Annotated in this window: 15 protein-coding genes; 13 read left to right on the plus strand and 2 right to left on the minus strand. The window is 41.8% G+C overall.

From position 1 onward, the window contains the following. The first annotated feature begins 48 nt into the window (after window positions 1-48). From ACOOEY_RS04645 to ACOOEY_RS04660, 4 genes are read left to right on the plus strand one after another with little or no spacing between them, the layout of a single operon-like run. On the plus strand, window positions 49-807 hold the full coding sequence (locus ACOOEY_RS04645; protein WP_420387505.1) for a response regulator: 759 nt from the start codon (window positions 49-51) through the stop codon (window positions 805-807). 2 nt (window positions 808-809) lie between these two features. After that, a complete protein-coding gene (locus ACOOEY_RS04650) occupies window positions 810-1,196 on the plus strand; it encodes a response regulator (RefSeq protein ID WP_420387506.1) in 387 nt (128 codons plus the stop codon). Continuing rightward, window positions 1,196-1,471: a hypothetical protein gene (locus tag ACOOEY_RS04655; protein ID WP_420387507.1), complete on the plus strand. Its 276-nt coding sequence runs from the start codon at window positions 1,196-1,198 to the stop codon at window positions 1,469-1,471. Before ACOOEY_RS04650 ends, ACOOEY_RS04655 begins: the two co-directional genes overlap by 1 nt. Next, a complete protein-coding gene (locus ACOOEY_RS04660; protein WP_420387508.1) occupies window positions 1,468-2,235 on the plus strand; it encodes an MBL fold metallo-hydrolase in 768 nt (255 codons plus the stop codon). Before ACOOEY_RS04655 ends, ACOOEY_RS04660 begins: the two co-directional genes overlap by 4 nt. Here ACOOEY_RS04660 and pyk read toward each other — a convergent pair. Both pyk and ACOOEY_RS04670 read right to left on the minus strand, forming a co-directional pair. After that, window positions 2,232-3,665, minus strand: a complete 1,434-nt coding sequence (pyk, locus tag ACOOEY_RS04665; protein WP_420387509.1) for a pyruvate kinase — start codon at window positions 3,663-3,665, stop codon at window positions 2,232-2,234. The two genes, ACOOEY_RS04660 and pyk, sit on opposite strands and share 4 nt — an antisense overlap. A gap of 1 nt (window position 3,666) precedes the next feature. After that, window positions 3,667-4,095 carry an IPExxxVDY family protein gene (locus tag ACOOEY_RS04670; protein ID WP_420387510.1) on the minus strand — a complete coding sequence of 143 codons (429 nt, stop codon included), beginning with the start codon at window positions 4,093-4,095 and terminating at the stop codon, window positions 3,667-3,669. A 111-nt stretch (window positions 4,096-4,206) separates the two neighbouring features. Between ACOOEY_RS04670 and ACOOEY_RS04675 the strand changes: the two genes are divergently transcribed. The 9 genes from ACOOEY_RS04675 to ACOOEY_RS04715 all read left to right on the plus strand — a co-directional run bounded on the left by ACOOEY_RS04675 (window position 4,207) and on the right by ACOOEY_RS04715 (window position 15,845). Next, window positions 4,207-4,446 carry an acyl carrier protein gene (locus tag ACOOEY_RS04675; RefSeq protein ID WP_068224820.1) on the plus strand — a complete coding sequence of 80 codons (240 nt, stop codon included), beginning with the start codon at window positions 4,207-4,209 and terminating at the stop codon, window positions 4,444-4,446. A gap of 21 nt (window positions 4,447-4,467) precedes the next feature. Next, window positions 4,468-5,718 (plus strand): beta-ketoacyl-ACP synthase II, encoded by a 1,251-nt coding sequence (gene fabF, locus ACOOEY_RS04680; RefSeq protein ID WP_420387511.1) that lies wholly within the window; start codon window positions 4,468-4,470, stop codon window positions 5,716-5,718. Between the two features lie 2 nt (window positions 5,719-5,720). After that, complete coding sequence (gene rnc, locus ACOOEY_RS04685; RefSeq protein ID WP_420387512.1) at window positions 5,721-6,470, plus strand: ribonuclease III; 750 nt, start codon at window positions 5,721-5,723, stop codon at window positions 6,468-6,470. Further along, a complete protein-coding gene (nadE, locus tag ACOOEY_RS04690) occupies window positions 6,467-8,308 on the plus strand; it encodes an NAD(+) synthase (protein WP_420387513.1) in 1,842 nt (613 codons plus the stop codon). Before rnc ends, nadE begins: the two co-directional genes overlap by 4 nt. 72 nt (window positions 8,309-8,380) lie before the next feature. Then, on the plus strand, window positions 8,381-9,526 hold the full coding sequence (locus ACOOEY_RS04695; RefSeq protein ID WP_420387514.1) for a prolipoprotein diacylglyceryl transferase: 1,146 nt from the start codon (window positions 8,381-8,383) through the stop codon (window positions 9,524-9,526). Between the two features lie 13 nt (window positions 9,527-9,539). After that, a complete protein-coding gene (locus tag ACOOEY_RS04700) occupies window positions 9,540-10,952 on the plus strand; it encodes a BamA/TamA family outer membrane protein (RefSeq protein WP_420387515.1) in 1,413 nt (470 codons plus the stop codon). A 39-nt stretch (window positions 10,953-10,991) separates the two neighbouring features. Next, window positions 10,992-11,810, plus strand: a complete 819-nt coding sequence (locus tag ACOOEY_RS04705) for a hypothetical protein (RefSeq protein WP_420387516.1) — start codon at window positions 10,992-10,994, stop codon at window positions 11,808-11,810. Beyond that, window positions 11,810-13,885, plus strand: a complete 2,076-nt coding sequence (locus ACOOEY_RS04710; RefSeq protein WP_420387517.1) for a ComEA family DNA-binding protein — start codon at window positions 11,810-11,812, stop codon at window positions 13,883-13,885. The genes ACOOEY_RS04705 and ACOOEY_RS04710 overlap by 1 nt, the downstream gene beginning before the upstream one ends. Before the next feature lie 76 nt (window positions 13,886-13,961). After that, window positions 13,962-15,845: a M1 family metallopeptidase gene (locus ACOOEY_RS04715; protein WP_420387518.1), complete on the plus strand. Its 1,884-nt coding sequence runs from the start codon at window positions 13,962-13,964 to the stop codon at window positions 15,843-15,845. Window positions 15,846-16,078 lie beyond the last annotated feature (233 nt).

Here is a 16,078-nt window from a genome sequence, read left to right on the forward strand (position 1 = left end):
GGCTATATACTATTCAGGCATCAAATATATTATAATTGATAAAGAGACATGACTAATAAGCACAACACAATTCTAATCATAGACGACAATGCCATCAATCGAAAATATCTTAAGTCTGTATTCAGTAATGACAAGTATAACCCTATCCTATGTTCAGGCGGCAAAGAAGCTCTGGAAAAGCTGAAAACAAACAAAGCCAACCTTGTGTTGGTAGACATCCAAATGCCCGAAATGGATGGGTTCGAATGCTATAATCAAATCAGGCAGCAATATGAATTGAGATGTCCCATTATTGCCATCACCGCCTTCTCTGACCAGACCGATAAACAGGAAATTCTCGATTTTGGCTTTAATGATTATATTGCCAAACCCGTTAAACCAGATACTTTACTGGGAATTGTCAACTTCTGGCTTTCCCGATTCAATAGCAATGACAAACTTTCATCACCTATGAATGAAAATTTGGAACATATAGATCATGATATACTGAATGACTTGTTGAGGTTTACTGATGCCCAGTCACTACTCAGTTTAATCGATGAGTTCGTTGAGGAAACAAGGTCTGATATCCAGTCAATTGCTAAATTTAAAGAGTCAGATAGACACTCTGAAATTTTAAGTATCTTGCACACCATAAAAGGGAATGCCGGTTCTTTCGGGTTCACAGTTCTTTCCTCTTTAGCGGCTGAAATTGAGGTGAAGATAAAAAGTAAACAACTTGAAACCATTGATTCAGACCTCGATGGATTTATAGAATATTCAGATTCCCTTTTGAGAGACTACCACAGACTGTTAAAGATTAATTAATTATGACAAACGCAGAATACAAGAAGGTTCTGGTTGCAGAAGATAGTTCAGTAATACAAAACCTACTGAAGAAAATCCTTCTGTTTGAAAATTGCAAAATTACATCAGCTAAGGATGGACAAAGTGTTCTTGACAAATTCAATGCTGAAGATTTCGACTTAGTAATAATGGATATTAACCTTCCTGTTTTAAGTGGCCTTGAGGCTACAAAAAAGATCAGAGCAGGCAAGACTAAGAAGTCTAAAATTCCAATTATCGGTATTTCAGGGAACGCTAAAAACCTTCCTGTTGACGAATTCTTTGAAGCGGGTATGAATGAATACATTCAAAAACCGCTTGACTATGACAAGCTCATAGAATTGGTAAAGAAATACACTCAAACTAATTAATGTCGGTAAAATACACGAAGCACTTCTTAGGTAAACTCGAAGACATTTTCGCAGAATCGGATTATGTATTGCGTTATGAAAAAGGCAATTTTAAGTCTGGTTACTGTATTCTGAAAGATACCAAGATTGCTATTGTGAATAAATACTACACCACAGAAGGCAAAGTAAATTGCCTGATCGACATTCTTAAATCTGTAGAAATTGACCAGAAGCGGCTTAGCGACAAAAACGCTAAGCTGTTGATGGAACTATCTCAAACCTCTCTCGAGCTTTGAAAATCACTGTACTTGGTTCCGGAACCTCACAAGGTGTACCTGTAATAGGATGCAATTGTTCAGTATGTACCTCACTTGATTTCAGAGATAAAAGACTTCGCGCTTCCATCCATGTGGAGACAAAGGGTAAAAGCATCATTGTGGACTCCGGACCTGATTTCAGGCAACAGGTCTTAAGAGAGCGCATAAAGCAACTTGATGCGCTTCTTTTTACTCATGAGCATAAGGATCACACTGCCGGAATGGACGATATCCGTTCCTTCAACTTTATGCAACAAAAAGACATGCCGCTTTATGCTGATCCACGGGTATTGAATCAACTGAAGCAGGAGTTTTCCTACGTATTTTCTGAAAAGAAATACCCAGGTGTTCCGCAAGTAGAAGTTCATTTGCTCGATGGTGAACCGTTTGACTTTGAAGGAGTCAAAATCACCCCAATAGAGGTCTTACATTATAAACTACCGGTCTATGGTTTTCGCTTTGGTGATTTCACCTATATAACTGATGCCAAAGAAATTGGAGAGGAGTCTCTGGAGAAAATAAAAGGGAGTAAAGTAGTTATTCTCAATGCACTTCAGAGAACCGAGCATTTAAGCCATCTGACTTTGGATGAAGCCCTGAAAATGGCAGAAAAAATTGGCGCAGAGAAAACCTATCTGACCCACCTGAGTCATAGAATGGGGAAACATCAGGAAGTAGAAGCTCTACTTCCCGACAATGTCTCAATAGCTTTTGATGGATTAAAAATCGAAATAGACGATTAGTCTACTACCTTGATTTTTAAGGTATTGGTTCTACCCAACTCATTGATGGGCATACTGGCTGTGGTGATGAATATTTCACCCTGCTGTAGTCTGCCTGCATTTTTCAATATCTCTTCCTGATCTTCGAAAGTCTGATCAGTAGATTGTTTGCTGTCATAATAGAAACCTTCCACACCCCAGACCAATCCCAATTTGGTCAGTAGATTCTTATTGGCAGTGAAGATAAAAATCTTTGCATGTGGTCTGTGAGAAGACAGTTTAAAGGCTGTATATCCGGAAACTGTGTTCCCTGTAATAGCATGAGCACCCACTTGTTCACTCAACTTGGTTGCAGCCAACATCACGTTGTCGTTGATGAAGGTATCACTATCTTCATTCGGGCTATGGAATCGGTCATATATTTCGGCCGATGCTTCTACTGAAGAGATGGTTCTGGCCATGTACTTCACGGTTTCAATAGGATATTTACCCGCAGCTGTTTCAGCAGAAAGCATCATAGCATCAGCCCCATCCAGTACCGCATTCGCCACATCATTGGTTTCCGCTCTGGTCGGTCTTGGATTGCTAATCATGCTCTCCATCATCTGAGTAGCAATAATTACCGGTTTAGATGCCTTGTTACACTTATCAACAATCATCTTTTGAGCCATAGGAACCTCTTCCATTACAATCTCAACCCCTAGGTCTCCACGGGCCACCATCAATGCATCAGACGCTTCAATGATTTCATCTATATTCTTTAGCGCCTCTGGTTTTTCGATTTTGGCAACTACACGAATATCCTTTCCGGACTTCTTGATTCGCTCCTTGAGGTCAATAATATCTTTGGCAGTACGAACAAACGAAAGAGCTATCCAATCGACATCCTGAGAGATACCGAACTCTAAATCCTTTTTATCCTTTTTAGTCAAGGCAGGAGCCGAAACATCAGTAAACGGAAGGTTAATTCCTTTTCTTGATTTTAAAGATCCGCCATACTTTACTTCGCAGATTACCTCGTTGCCCTTTTTGTCTTTTACAAAGAGTTCAAGGTTACCATCGTCAATTAATACCACATCTCCGATCTGAACATCTTTTGGCAAATCCTGATAAGAGGTACTCACTTTTTTTGAAGTCCCCAAAAGGCTATCGGTAGTGATAATCAAATCTTCTCCCGGCTCAATAAAAACCTCACCATTTTCCACCTTCTCTACACGGATTTTCGGTCCTTGTAAATCCTGTAAAATGGAAACATGTGTTCCCAATTCCTGATTGACTTCTCTGATTCTCTCGACTACACCTGCATGCGTTTCGTGCTCTCCGTGAGAGAAATTAAGCCGGAAAACGTTTACACCGGCTAATACAAGTTCTTTTAATACTTCCTTAGATTGACTTGCCGGACCTACTGTTGCAACAATTTTGGCCCTTTTTGAATGTATAGAGTGACCCATTTTAGAAAATAAGGTTATCCTTAGACTTTAGTGTCTGAGCGTTGATTTTGGTTGTAAACTGCACGAAAGGTATTTGTTTGATTTCGCTAATAAAAGCATTCTCATCGAAAGTATTGGTTTCGTTTTCCAAAAGCAGGAAATAGTCAAAATTTTTCAATTCAGGGAGCAAATAGGCATTAAAAGCCTCTTCTGTTTCTTCTGCTCTATTCTTAATTAATCGTACCGTTCTGAATTCATCAGAATCTATATAGTTAAGAATAGAGAGACTCTTCTTTTCATTAAAGCCTATCTCTATGTTCTCAGCCATGATTAAGTTGAGCCCTAGCTCCTTATTAATAGACCATGCGAGCTTGTAGGGCTTAACGTTGGCATTGAGTGCCAAAATCAGAAAGTCAAAATCGTAAGATACCTGAAGCTTATTTTTAGCCATAATGGGCGAAATTAGGGCATTTAGCCACTTAGGACAAGATTAAAAATTTTGTTTGACATATGGGCAGAATTGCATTTCTTTGCATCGAGTTTTAACTAAATATTAACCAAAATGTCAGAAATCGCATCAAAAGTTAAGGGTATTATTATTGATAAATTAGGTGTTGAAGATTCTGAAGTTACTCCTGAAGCTAGCTTCACCAACGATCTTGGCGCTGATTCCCTTGACACTGTGGAATTGATTATGGAGTTCGAGAAGGAGTTTAACATTTCAATTCCAGACGATCAAGCTGAGAACATCGCAACAGTAGGCGATGCAATATCCTATTTGGAAGCAAACGTTCAGCAATAACTTTTCACTTACGACTCCTATATGCAATTAAAAAGAGTTGTAGTAACAGGTTTAGGTGCACTTACGCCCTTAGGCAATGGTCTCAATACTTATTGGGATAACTTGGTTAAAGGTGTGAGTGGTGCCGGACCCATCACCAAATTCGATCCTGAGAAATTCAAGACCAAATTTGCCTGTGAGGTAAAAGGGTATGATCCAAATGACTACTTCGACAGAAAAGAAGCCAGGAAAATGGATTTGTTTACCCAGTATGCCATGGTAACTGCCGATGAGGCGGTAAAGGATTCTGGTCTTGACCTGGAAAGCATCGATAAAATGAAAGCCGGAGTTATCTGGGGTTCAGGAATCGGTGGTCTCAGAACCTTCCAGGAAGAAGTAATGTCATTCGCCCAGGGCGATGGCACTCCAAGGTTCAATCCTTTCTTCATTCCAAAAATGATTGCAGATATCTCTGCAGGAATGATTTCTATCAAATACGGTTTTCACGGGCCTAATTTCGTTACAGTTTCAGCCTGTGCTTCTGCTACCAATGCCATGATTGATGCCATGACCTATATCAAATTAGGTAAGGCAAAAGTGATGATCACCGGTGGTTCTGAAGCCTCTGTGACTGAAGCCGGAATGGGAGGTTTCAATGCAATGAAAGCCCTTTCTGAGAGAAATGATTCTCCTGAGACTGCTTCAAGGCCGTTTGATAAAGACAGGGATGGTTTCGTATTAGGTGAAGGAGCCGGAGCTCTCATTCTCGAAGAGTATGAGCATGCTAAGGCCAGAGGTGCAAAAATCTATGCAGAACTGGTAGGTGGCGGTATGTCTGCCGATGCTTATCACATTACAGCCCCTCATCCGGAAGGATTGGGTGCAGAAAATGTAATGATCAATGCACTGGAAGATGCACAGATGAAACCAGAAGAAATCGACTATATCAATGTACATGGAACATCTACCCCATTGGGTGATATTTCTGAAGCCGTTGCTATAGAAAAGGTATTTGGAGAACATGCTTACAAGCTGAATATCTCCTCTACCAAATCGATGACAGGTCACCTGCTTGGTGCTGCCGGAGCTATTGAAGCTATTGCCAGTATTATGGCTATTCAGCACCAAATTGTGCCCCCAACCATTAATCACTTTACTGATGATGACCGATTCGATCCTAAACTGAACTTTACGTTCAACAAGGCTCAGTCAAGAACCATCAATGCAACAGTGAGCAATACTTTTGGTTTCGGAGGGCATAACACATCAGTTGTATTCCGTAAAATTGACTAAACGTGCGGTTATTCATAAACCGTCTAAAGTCCTTTTTTAGAACCTATAGTAAAGAAGACAAAGCGCTTATTGCCTCTATCAAAATGATAACAGGCAGTAAGCCTTTTAATTTAAAGCCTTACCTCATTGCCACTCAGCACACCTCTGTGGCCAAATCTGTTAAAAAGGGCTTCAAAGAATCTAATGAAAGGCTTGAATACCTTGGCGATGCAGTACTCAGTGTAGTGGTTGCCGAGTACCTCTTTAAGCGCTTCCCATTCAAAGATGAAGGTTTCCTTACTGAAGTCAGGTCACGCATTGTGAGTAGAGAAAGCCTTAATGCAGTGGCCAGAACCATTGGTGTTCCTCAGATCGTACGCTACGACAGAAAGCGCAAAACACCCAATTCTCATAAATCTCTATACGGAAACACCCTGGAGGCTCTGATTGGAGCAGTCTATCTAGACAAGGGGTTCAACTACAGCAGAAGATTCATATTAAAGAAACTACTTCTTCCCCACTTCGACCTGGAGGAGATCATAAGTACCACCAAGAACTATAAGAGTAAGCTGATTGAGTGGACTCAGAAGAATGCTAAAACTCCAACTTTCGAACACCTCTCCACCATTGACAAAGGCCATTATAAGGAGTTTGTGATGGAAGTAAGAATTGATGACGAACCAATAGCCAAGGGGCATGGTTTAAGCAAGAAGAAGGCTGAGCAGGATGCTGCGAGAGAAGCCTGTTTAATTCTAGAGCTGGAGGAGCAATGAGAAAGTACAGAGTTGGAGGAGCTACGGTTAATCAAACCCCACTGGATTGGAAAGGTAATATTGAGCGACTGAAGGTCGTATTGCGGGAAGCCAGGGAACAGCAAGTTGAAATCTTATGCCTCCCTGAACTATCCATTACAGGCTACGGTTGCGAAGACATATTTCTAAGCGACTGGTTACCTAAAAAGGCGCTTACCTTCATCCCTGAATTGGTTGAAGAAACAAAGGGACTCCTCACCACCCTCAACTTACCGATTCGTCATAACGGACTTTTGTACAATTGTACAGTCATGGTTCAGAACAAAAACATTCTGGGTGTCTATGCCAAGCAATACATGGCCCTGGATGGAGTGCATTACGAACCACGCTGGTTTAACCCCTGGCCTCAGGGAGTTGTAGAAGAAATCGAAATTGCGGGCAATCGGTATCCAATCGGAGATCTGACTTTCGACTTTGAGGATTGGAAAATCGGTATCGAAATTTGTGAGGATGCCTGGAGAGGAGATGTAAGGCCTGCCTGCCGCCTGGTAGAAAAAGGCGTTAACCTGATTCTCAATCCCAGTGCCAGTCACTTTGCCATGCAAAAGACTAAAGAACGGATTGATTTAGTCGCAGCATCGTCAAAGAATTTTAACTGCACCTACGTTTATGCCAACCTTTTGGGCAATGAAGCCGGAAGAATGATCTATGATGGAGAAATCATGATCGCTCAACGTGGAGAAATACTGTTAAGAAATGAGTTACTAAGCTTCAAACCTCACCAGCTTAGTTTTGGGGACTTCTCACCAGATCAGTCTACGGAAAGAAATCCAGACCTGATTGCTCCGGTAGAGTCTAAAGAAACTGAGTTTCCTAGGGCCTGTAGTCTGGCCCTTTTCGACTACATGAGAAAAAGCCGATCAAGAGGCTATACGCTGTCACTAAGTGGCGGAGCAGACTCTGCTACCTGTGCGGTTATGGTAGCTGAAATGGTTAAAAGAGGCATATCAGAGCTTGGTAAAGAAACCTTCTGTCAATCGATTGGCTTTCCACAACTGGCCAAACTGAGTGAAAAAGAAATAGTCTTTAACATCTTTAATACTGCCTACCAGGGTACGGTAAACTCTTCTGAGACTACGCTGAATGCGGCTAAATACCTGGCCGATTCAATTGGTGCCCGCTTCTACAGCTGGACGATTGATTCAACTGTTCAGGCGAATACAGAAATTATAGAAGGTGCCCTTGAACGAAAGCTTAGCTGGGAACAGGATGACCTGGCCTTACAGAATATTCAGGCCAGATCCAGAAGCCCCATTATCTGGATGTTGACCAACATCACCAATACACTGCTCCTAACTACCTCCAACCGAAGTGAAGGAGATGTAGGCTATGCCACTATGGATGGTGATACCAGCGGTAGCCTGGCCCCTATTTCATCTGTTGATAAGCACTTTATCAGACAATGGCTGAGATATGCAGAGGAACAACTTGGATATGAAGGCCTGAAATATATTAACAGCCTTCCTCCCACTGCTGAATTAAGACCTCAGGAACACAAACAAACGGATGAGGATGACTTAATGCCCTATCACATTATGGTTGAAATCGAAAAGCTTGCTATTCGAGATCATAAGTCTCCACTTGAAGTTTTTAATCAGCTTAAGACTTTGAACCTGGAATCTGATACTCTTTTGAAAGAACACATTCGCAAGTTCTACAGGCTTTGGAGCAGGAATCAGTGGAAGCGTGAAAGACTAGCCCCGGCTTTTCATCTGGATGAATTTAATGTTGATCCCAGAACATGGTGCAGATTCCCTATCCTGTCAGCAGGTTTTTCTGAAGAACTAGAAGAATTATAATTTATTCCTGAAAGTTGAAGGCTTTATGGCATGGAAACTGCCAGCTTAAAGCATTTCGTATATATTTGCTCCATGCACAGTCTATCATTGCTATCGTACATCGTATGGGATCCCATGCGCGAAATCATTAAGGGTATACAACCACCAGTCTGGTACAGTGTATTATTCGCTGCAGGGTTCATTTTCGGATACCAGATCATGGTATACATTTTCAAAAAAGAAGGCAAAAACCCGCTCAATGTAGATACGCTTTCAGTGCATATGATTCTCGCCACCATTATAGGTGCACGGCTTGGTCATTTACTTTTCTATGAACCGGAAAAGCTACTGGCCAACCCCTTGGTATTCTTTAAAACCTGGGAAGGTGGCTTAGCCAGTCACGGAGCAGCCTTTGGAATTCTTCTCGCTCTGTTTTTGTACTCCAATTACTTTGTGGTAGCGAAATGGAGTCCTTTTAAGTTTAAATTCATTAAGCAGAAACGTGAAGGGCAAAGCTATTTATGGATCGTAGACAGAATCGTCATAACGGTAGCGCTGGCAGGAGCATTCATTCGCTTTGGAAATTTCGTAAACTCTGAGATTATTGGTAAACCAACTGAATCAGATTATGGGGTGGTATTTGGCAGAGTAGCAGAAGAAAGATTCGAAAAATCTTCGCTTGGCTTTGAATCAGTAGAGGCCTCTAAAGGTTATTCTGATCAAAGACTCGAGCCAGGAATTGTTCCGGTAGACCTTACCTTCATTTTCGAAAACAATCAAATATCTGAAGCGCAGGCAGCACAAATCATCGAAAGTAATGTACGAAGCATATTGGTAAGTGATCCTAACATAGCTGAACACTATGTACAACCCAATGCTCCTTTGGATTATGAACTGGGTCTTGTAGATCGCAAAATGCAGGCTGTCGTTCATACCTGGGGAATAAGCAGACACCCCTCTCAGCTTTATGAATCCGCTACCTGCATTCTATTATTTATTATTCTATTAGTCATCTGGTTCCGTTGGAAAGAAAAAACTCCTGAAGGCCTGCTTACCGGCTTGTTTCTGATATGGATCTTTGGACTCAGGTGGTTCCATGAAATTTTCAAAGAAAATCAGGTAGCCTTTGAAGATGGTATGACTTATAACATGGGGCAGTTGTTGAGTATTCCTCTGGTACTAATAGGGGTATTTATACTTGTAAGAGTCATAGTATTATCTAAGAAAGCTAAAGAATAGCGTGCGGAGAAATTTGTCAAGATTGGTTTTGTTGGTGTTGTGTGGTTTGAGCTTCGGCCTTGACAGTCTTTGCCAGGACTATCCCGATATCGATCCTGAAACTGATGTTACTATTGGTAAAATCTACATTACGGGTAACAAAAGGACACTCCGCTCAATCATTCTGAGAGAATTGAATTTTGAGGAAGGTCAGACTCTGAAAATGAAAGACCTGGCCACAACGATTGAACTCGATCAGCAAAAACTGATCAATACCAGGCTTTTTGTAACCGCAGAAATTGTCCCTCTATTCCTTTCCTCCAACAATGCCGAAATACTCATCAGAGTGCAGGAAAGGTGGTACATATTCCCTGTCCCCATATTTAAACTGGCCGACAGAAACTTCACCGAGTGGTGGGTAAATCAGAATCGGGATTTTTCAAGGGTCAATTACGGGTTGCAACTCTACCATCTGAATTTTTCAGGCAGAAACGATAAGTTGGTGCTTAGAACTCAATTTGGGTTTACCAAGCAATACAGTTTTCAGTATTCCATCCCTTACATCAACAAAGAGCAAACAGCAGGACTCACTTTGTCTACCTCTTTTGCCACCAATAAGACAGTCAGCTATTCTTCTGATGGCCACAGGCTGCAGTTTGTAGAAAGCGATAATACCATTCGTAGATTATTCAGCAGTTCTGGAGCACTTACATTCAGACCTTCCTTCTATAACCGACACACCTTTTCCTTAGGATATAACCGTGCGACCATTGCTGATGATGTGCTAATCCTCAATGACCAGTACTTTGGGCAAGGTTCCACACTTCAGGAATACTTTGCTTTCGCTTATTCCTTTGTACACGACAAAAGAGATTATGTGGCCTATCCCCTCACCGGAACTCGTTTTTCCGGAAGTATAAGCCAATTGGGGCTGGGTATCTTTGATGATATCGATATGTTTTCTGCCCGAATCGACTACTCTACCTATACCCAACTGGGAGAAAAACTATTTTGGGCTAACTCGGTAGATATCTACAAAAATTTTGCAAGTGATATTCCCTACCTCGTCCGTTCCGGTTTTGGTTATAATCCTGACTTTATTAGGGGATATGAGAGGTATGTGGTAGAAAGCGACTTCCTTGGAGCTTATCGCACCTCTATGAGATACCAAATTCTGAAAGGGGTAAAAGAATTGAACCCAAGGAGTATGATCGATCAGTTCAGAACCCTGCCCTATGCCTTCTACATTAAGCTCTTTATGGATGCCGGTTATGCAGGCGATCCACTGGCAGTGAACTCCAATAACTTCTTCAACAACAAATGGATTGGCAGTGTAGGTGCCGGTTTAGACATTGTTACCTACTATGATTTCGTAATTCGCTTCGAATACAGTGTTAACCGTGAAGGAAATACCGGATTTTTTGTGAACTTCAGGTCTGCTCTATAGTCAATACCAGTAATCTAGAGCCTAACACCTTATTGAACAGTGCGAAAAGTCACACTCACAATATTTATTCTGCTGGCTTTTATTGGTCAGTCGAGAAGTCAGATTTCAGGAGTTCCTCCCAAGGGACCTGTTTCACTGGCTTTGGGTGGTGTCTCTTCGTCTACTGCAAATGAATGGTCCATATTCAATAACCCGGCTGGTCTAATTGCCAATGAAGGGTTGAATGCCTTAGTTTCATACCAAACCATTTTCAACTTTGCACCATTCAATACGGTGGCTGCTGCAGTCAATTCCGAAACGCCCTGGGGCAACGCTTCTTTTGGGGTTTATCGCTTTGGCGATGAATTATTCAGCAATCAGATGGCAAGTCTTGGCTTCGCCAGGAAGATTGGTATCATGAGCCTGGGAGTCAAAGCCAATGTTCTGCAATATAACATTGATGGGTTTGGAAAGCGCTCGGTCTTTGTGGCTGAAATGGGTGCCCTGGCACAGTTTTCCCCTCAGCTATACTTTGGCGTCCATGTTTATAATTTCACTCAGGCTGTTATTGCTGTGGAGAGTCAGGAGAAAGTACCCACCATCATCAGACTCTCATTGAACTACAGACCTGAAGAAACGCTCAATTTATTTATTGAAGGTGAAAAGGATGTGGAAACCGATCCTGACTTACGGCTGGGTCTGGCTTATAGCCTGATGGAGGACCTATGGCTGAGAACGGGCTTTTCAACACTTACGAACAGACACTCTTTTGGCGCAGGCTTTAGTTTTCAGCGCTTTACAATCGACTATGCCATCCGGGCGAATAGAACCACCGGGGCCACGCACAATTTCGGGCTGACATTTCAGATCCGAGACTAATGAAACTCCAACATATCGTCCTGACCTTTTCTCTACTGATCTTATGCTCAACGAGAATCTGCGCACAAAAGAATCAATCATTTGATTTACAACTCTTCATCGAGTCCTTTTTTAACCTTCAGGATGAGTCCATAAACTATGAAGACCTCTATGAGAGACTACTCTTATTGTATGAGAACCCAATCAATTTAAACTCGGCATCAGACAATGAATTGAAGAGCATACATCTCCTCTCCAATGCTCAAATAGATTCTCTCAAAAGCTACATTGATCAAAACGGCAAACTGTTAACACTTTATGAGCTCCAATTGATTGAAGGGTTTGATATCAATACGATTGAAAGAATTCTGCCCTTTATCACTGTAGACTCAAGTGAGCTCACACGTGATGACCGGCCTCTTCATCAAAGAATACTTACTGAAAGAAACAACTACCTCATTTATAGATATAGTCAAACCCTGGAAACCAAAGAAGGCTTTACTCCACAAGAATCTCCTGACGACAATAAGTATGCAGGAGGAAGAGCAAGCCATTACCTGAGGTACAGGGTTTCTAAACCCGGGGACTTCAGTCTTGGCCTGACTACTGAAATAGATGCCGGAGAAAAATTCACCTGGGATTCGGAAACACATCGATATGGAATGGATTTCTGGTCAGCACACTTTATGGTTGAACACCATAAGAGTTTCAGAAAAATTATCCTGGGAGATTATCAGCTTCAGTTTGGGCAGGGTCTCATTTTTGGTACCGGATTAGGGATTGGCAAAGGTTCAGAAACAATCAACACCCTGGAAAGGGTCAATCTGGGGATCAGGCCATATACTTCAGTTTTAGAGGGAGGCTTCCTCAGAGGCACTGCCTTTACTCTTGAATTAGGAAAACCTCTGGAGCTAACCACTTTTGTTTCCAGAACCAGACAAGATGCATTTATCAGAAATGATTCCGAATCCTACGAAAGCTATTTTTCATCCTTTCAAACCTCGGGTTATCACAGAACTGCAAGTGAAATTGAGAACAAAAATCAGGTCATTGAGACGGTGCTCGGAGCAAATCTTCACCTTAAAGTCAATGAAATCACTCAATTTGGTGTAGTCTTGAGCACTACACATTACAGCCTTCCGGTACAAAGAAGTAATCAGGCTTATAATCTTTTTGAATTTACCGGCAATCATAATCAGAATGCCAGCTTCTACACGAATTTCAAGATCAGGCAATTTCGCTTTTTTGGAGAGTTGGGTATCTCTAAAAGTGGTGGAAGGGGGCAGGTATTCGGATTTACCTCAAAGCTGATCCCTCAACTTGAATTCGCCATGCTGTTCAGAAACTACACCAGAGATTTTCATTCACTCAGAGGCAATTCATTTGCCGAAGGCAGTAGGAACATCAACGAAAACGGAATCTACTGGGGATTCAAGTACACTCTGAATAGTAAATTATTTCTTACAGCATATTATGACACCTTCTACTTCCCCTGGCTTAGATTCAGAGCTGATACTCCATCAGAAGGTAATGATTATATGTTGAGGCTGAATTACCTACCAAGATCGGGGCTTCAGGTGTATGTACAGTATAGAAATAAAGCTAAAGAGGAAAATGGAAGCCCTGGTATTGACGCCCTAAAGATGGTTCAAAGAGGGGTTAAGGAACAAGCCCTAATCAACCTTGATTATGATATTCATGAAAGACTCAAGCTAAGGTCAAGAATACAAATGAGCCGTTATGAGATGTCCGGACTTAGCTCGAATGGCTATGCTTTCATTCAGGATGCCATTTATCATACCGGCCCTTTTGTTTTCAGCGGGCGAATAGCACTGTTTGACACCGAGGGTCTCAATAACCGTCAATATGCTTATGAAAGAGATGCGCTCTACGCCTTTTCCATTCCCGCCTATAGTGGAGAGGGTATTCGCAACTATCTGCTGATACAATACAAACTTAACAGGCAGTTAGACTTCTGGCTGAGGTTGGCCAGAACAAGCTATTACGACCGGGATGAAATTGGCACAGGTCTTGAAACCATTCAGGGAAACAAAAAAACTGATCTTAGATTTCAGTTAAGGTTCAAGATCAGATAATCCTTCCATTTAACCCATTTGGTTTGTTGGTCAACCCAAACTTTGATAATTTCCGAATCCTAAAATGTAAATAGAAATGAAGCTAAAACTGACAGTATTCTTCATCGCTTTAATTGGACTGGTATCTACTGGGCTGGCTCAACAGAAAGCAACAAGAAAGAACAGCGAAAGATGGCAGCAATATGCCAAATACTATATGGAAATCGATATGAACGTAGAAACCAATCGATTCCAGGGAGTGCAGAAATTAGAATACACCAACAATTCTCCTGATGTTTTAAATCAGGTATTCTATCACCTCTACTTCAATGCTTTCCAGCCGGGAAGTATGATGGATGTCAGATCCAGAACTATCAATGACCCAGACAGAAGAGTGAGAGACAGAATCTCAAAACTCTCCGATGAAGAAATCGGATATCAGAAAATCTTCTCTTTGAAGCAAGATGGTCAGGACCTGGACTATGAAGTGGTTGGAACTGTCTTAGAAGTACAACTGGCAAAGCCTATACAGCCAGGACAAACGGTTACTTTCGACATGACTTTCGAAGGTCAGGTTCCGCTTCAGATCAGAAGATCGGGTAGAGACAATGCCGAAGGAGTCAGATATACCATGACTCAGTGGTTCCCTAAATTAGCTGAGTATGACTATCAGGGCTGGCATGCTGACGAGTACATTGGCCGTGAATTCTACGGTGTATGGGGAGATTATGAAGTAAAAATCTCGATAGACAAGGATTATGTCATTGGTGGTACCGGATACCTTCAGAACCCTCTTGAAATAGGTCATGGATATGAGAATGAAGGAGAAACCGTCAACAAGAAGATTCAAAACGGAAAGCTAACCTGGCACTTCATAGCACCTAATGTGCATGACTTTGCCTGGGCTGCCGATCCTGATTATGTGCACGACAAACTGACAATGGATAGTGGTCTTGTGCTTCATTTCTTCCACCAAAAAGGACAGAATGAGAAAAACTGGGCAGACCTGATGCCATTGGCAGAAAGAGCTTTTGAATATGCCAGTGCCAACTTTGGCCAGTATCCTTACAAGCAGTTCTCAGTAATTCAAGGCGGTGACGGTGGAATGGAATACCCTATGTCTACCATGATTACCGGAATGAGAGGAAGCCTGCTTGGTGTGACCATTCACGAAGCACTTCACGATTGGTACCATGGAGTTTTGGGTAACAATGAAGCACTTCACCCATGGATGGACGAAGGTTTCACCTCTTATGCCTCATCAAGAATCTCAAGACATCTCAGATCTAATGGAGACGAAGAAACTACCATCGATAACCTGGGAATGGGTGCCAATGGTGGTTATATCAGAATCGCTCAAAGTGGGGTTGAAGAACCATTGAGTACTCATTCTGATCACTATAACCTGAACGGAGCTTATAGCGCTGCAGCCTATAGCAAAGGTTCCGTTTGGATGAGTCAAATGGGTTATGTAATTGGTGAAGAAGCCTTAAACAAAGGTTTGATCGAATACTTCAACACCTGGAAGTTCAAGCACCCAAATCCAAATGACGTATTAAGAGTGTTTGAAAACGTATCGGGTCTTGAGCTTGACTGGTATAACGAATACTTTGTTTATACCACCAAGACCATCGACTATGGTATTGGCAATGTAGTAGGCGAAGGAAATTCAACTAAAGTAACCCTTGAGAAAATTGGCCTGATGCCGATGCCGATGGATGTTGTGGTCACCTATAAGGATGGCACCAAAGAAGTACACTATATGGCTTTGAGAATGATGCGTGGAGAGAAGCCTGCTGAAACAGATGATCCAAGAGTTGTCCACGCTGACTGGCCATGGACCAATCCAACTTATGAATTCAGCATTGACAAACCTATCTCTGAGATTGCTTCTATTCAAATCGATCCATCAGGAAGAATGGCAGATATCAACAGAGACAATAACGACTGGAAAGCAGAAGCTATTGAGAATAAAAAGTAATTGTCAATAGACATTAGCAGTATTTAAAGAAGCTGTTTTGAACCTCACTCCTCCAGCGTCACCCTGAACTTGTTTCAGGGTCTCAATGAGAGAGTAACAAGCCAGAGATGCTGAAATAAATTCAGCATGACGTACTCTGGTCTGAGTTCAAAACAGCTTCTTTCCTTTTCACAAAAGAGTACCATTTCACAACTATTTCTATTCCAGGCTGTTCATCACAGTACGACACTCTT

The sequence above is a fragment of the Roseivirga sp. genome (assembly GCF_965216855.1).
GTDB lineage: Bacteria > Bacteroidota > Bacteroidia > Cytophagales > Cyclobacteriaceae > Roseivirga.

What these genes read in the sequence shown, in the direction of transcription:
- ACOOEY_RS04655 (WP_420387507.1), top strand. Translation starts at nt 1,196, where the DNA reads ATGTCGGTAAAATACACGAAGCACTTCTTAGGTAAACTCGAAGACATT.
- ACOOEY_RS04710 (WP_420387517.1), top strand. Translation starts at nt 11,810, where the DNA reads ATGAAACTCCAACATATCGTCCTGACCTTTTCTCTACTGATCTTATGC.
- fabF (WP_420387511.1), top strand. Translation starts at nt 4,468, where the DNA reads ATGCAATTAAAAAGAGTTGTAGTAACAGGTTTAGGTGCACTTACGCCC.
- pyk (WP_420387509.1), bottom strand. Translation starts at nt 3,665, where the DNA reads ATGGGTCACTCTATACATTCAAAAAGGGCCAAAATTGTTGCAACAGTA.
- nadE (WP_420387513.1), top strand. Translation starts at nt 6,467, where the DNA reads ATGAGAAAGTACAGAGTTGGAGGAGCTACGGTTAATCAAACCCCACTG.
- ACOOEY_RS04645 (WP_420387505.1), top strand. Translation starts at nt 49, where the DNA reads ATGACTAATAAGCACAACACAATTCTAATCATAGACGACAATGCCATC.
- ACOOEY_RS04670 (WP_420387510.1), bottom strand. Translation starts at nt 4,095, where the DNA reads ATGGCTAAAAATAAGCTTCAGGTATCTTACGATTTTGACTTTCTGATT.
- ACOOEY_RS04675 (WP_068224820.1), top strand. Translation starts at nt 4,207, where the DNA reads ATGTCAGAAATCGCATCAAAAGTTAAGGGTATTATTATTGATAAATTA.
- ACOOEY_RS04650 (WP_420387506.1), top strand. Translation starts at nt 810, where the DNA reads ATGACAAACGCAGAATACAAGAAGGTTCTGGTTGCAGAAGATAGTTCA.
- ACOOEY_RS04695 (WP_420387514.1), top strand. Translation starts at nt 8,381, where the DNA reads ATGCACAGTCTATCATTGCTATCGTACATCGTATGGGATCCCATGCGC.
- ACOOEY_RS04715 (WP_420387518.1), top strand. Translation starts at nt 13,962, where the DNA reads ATGAAGCTAAAACTGACAGTATTCTTCATCGCTTTAATTGGACTGGTA.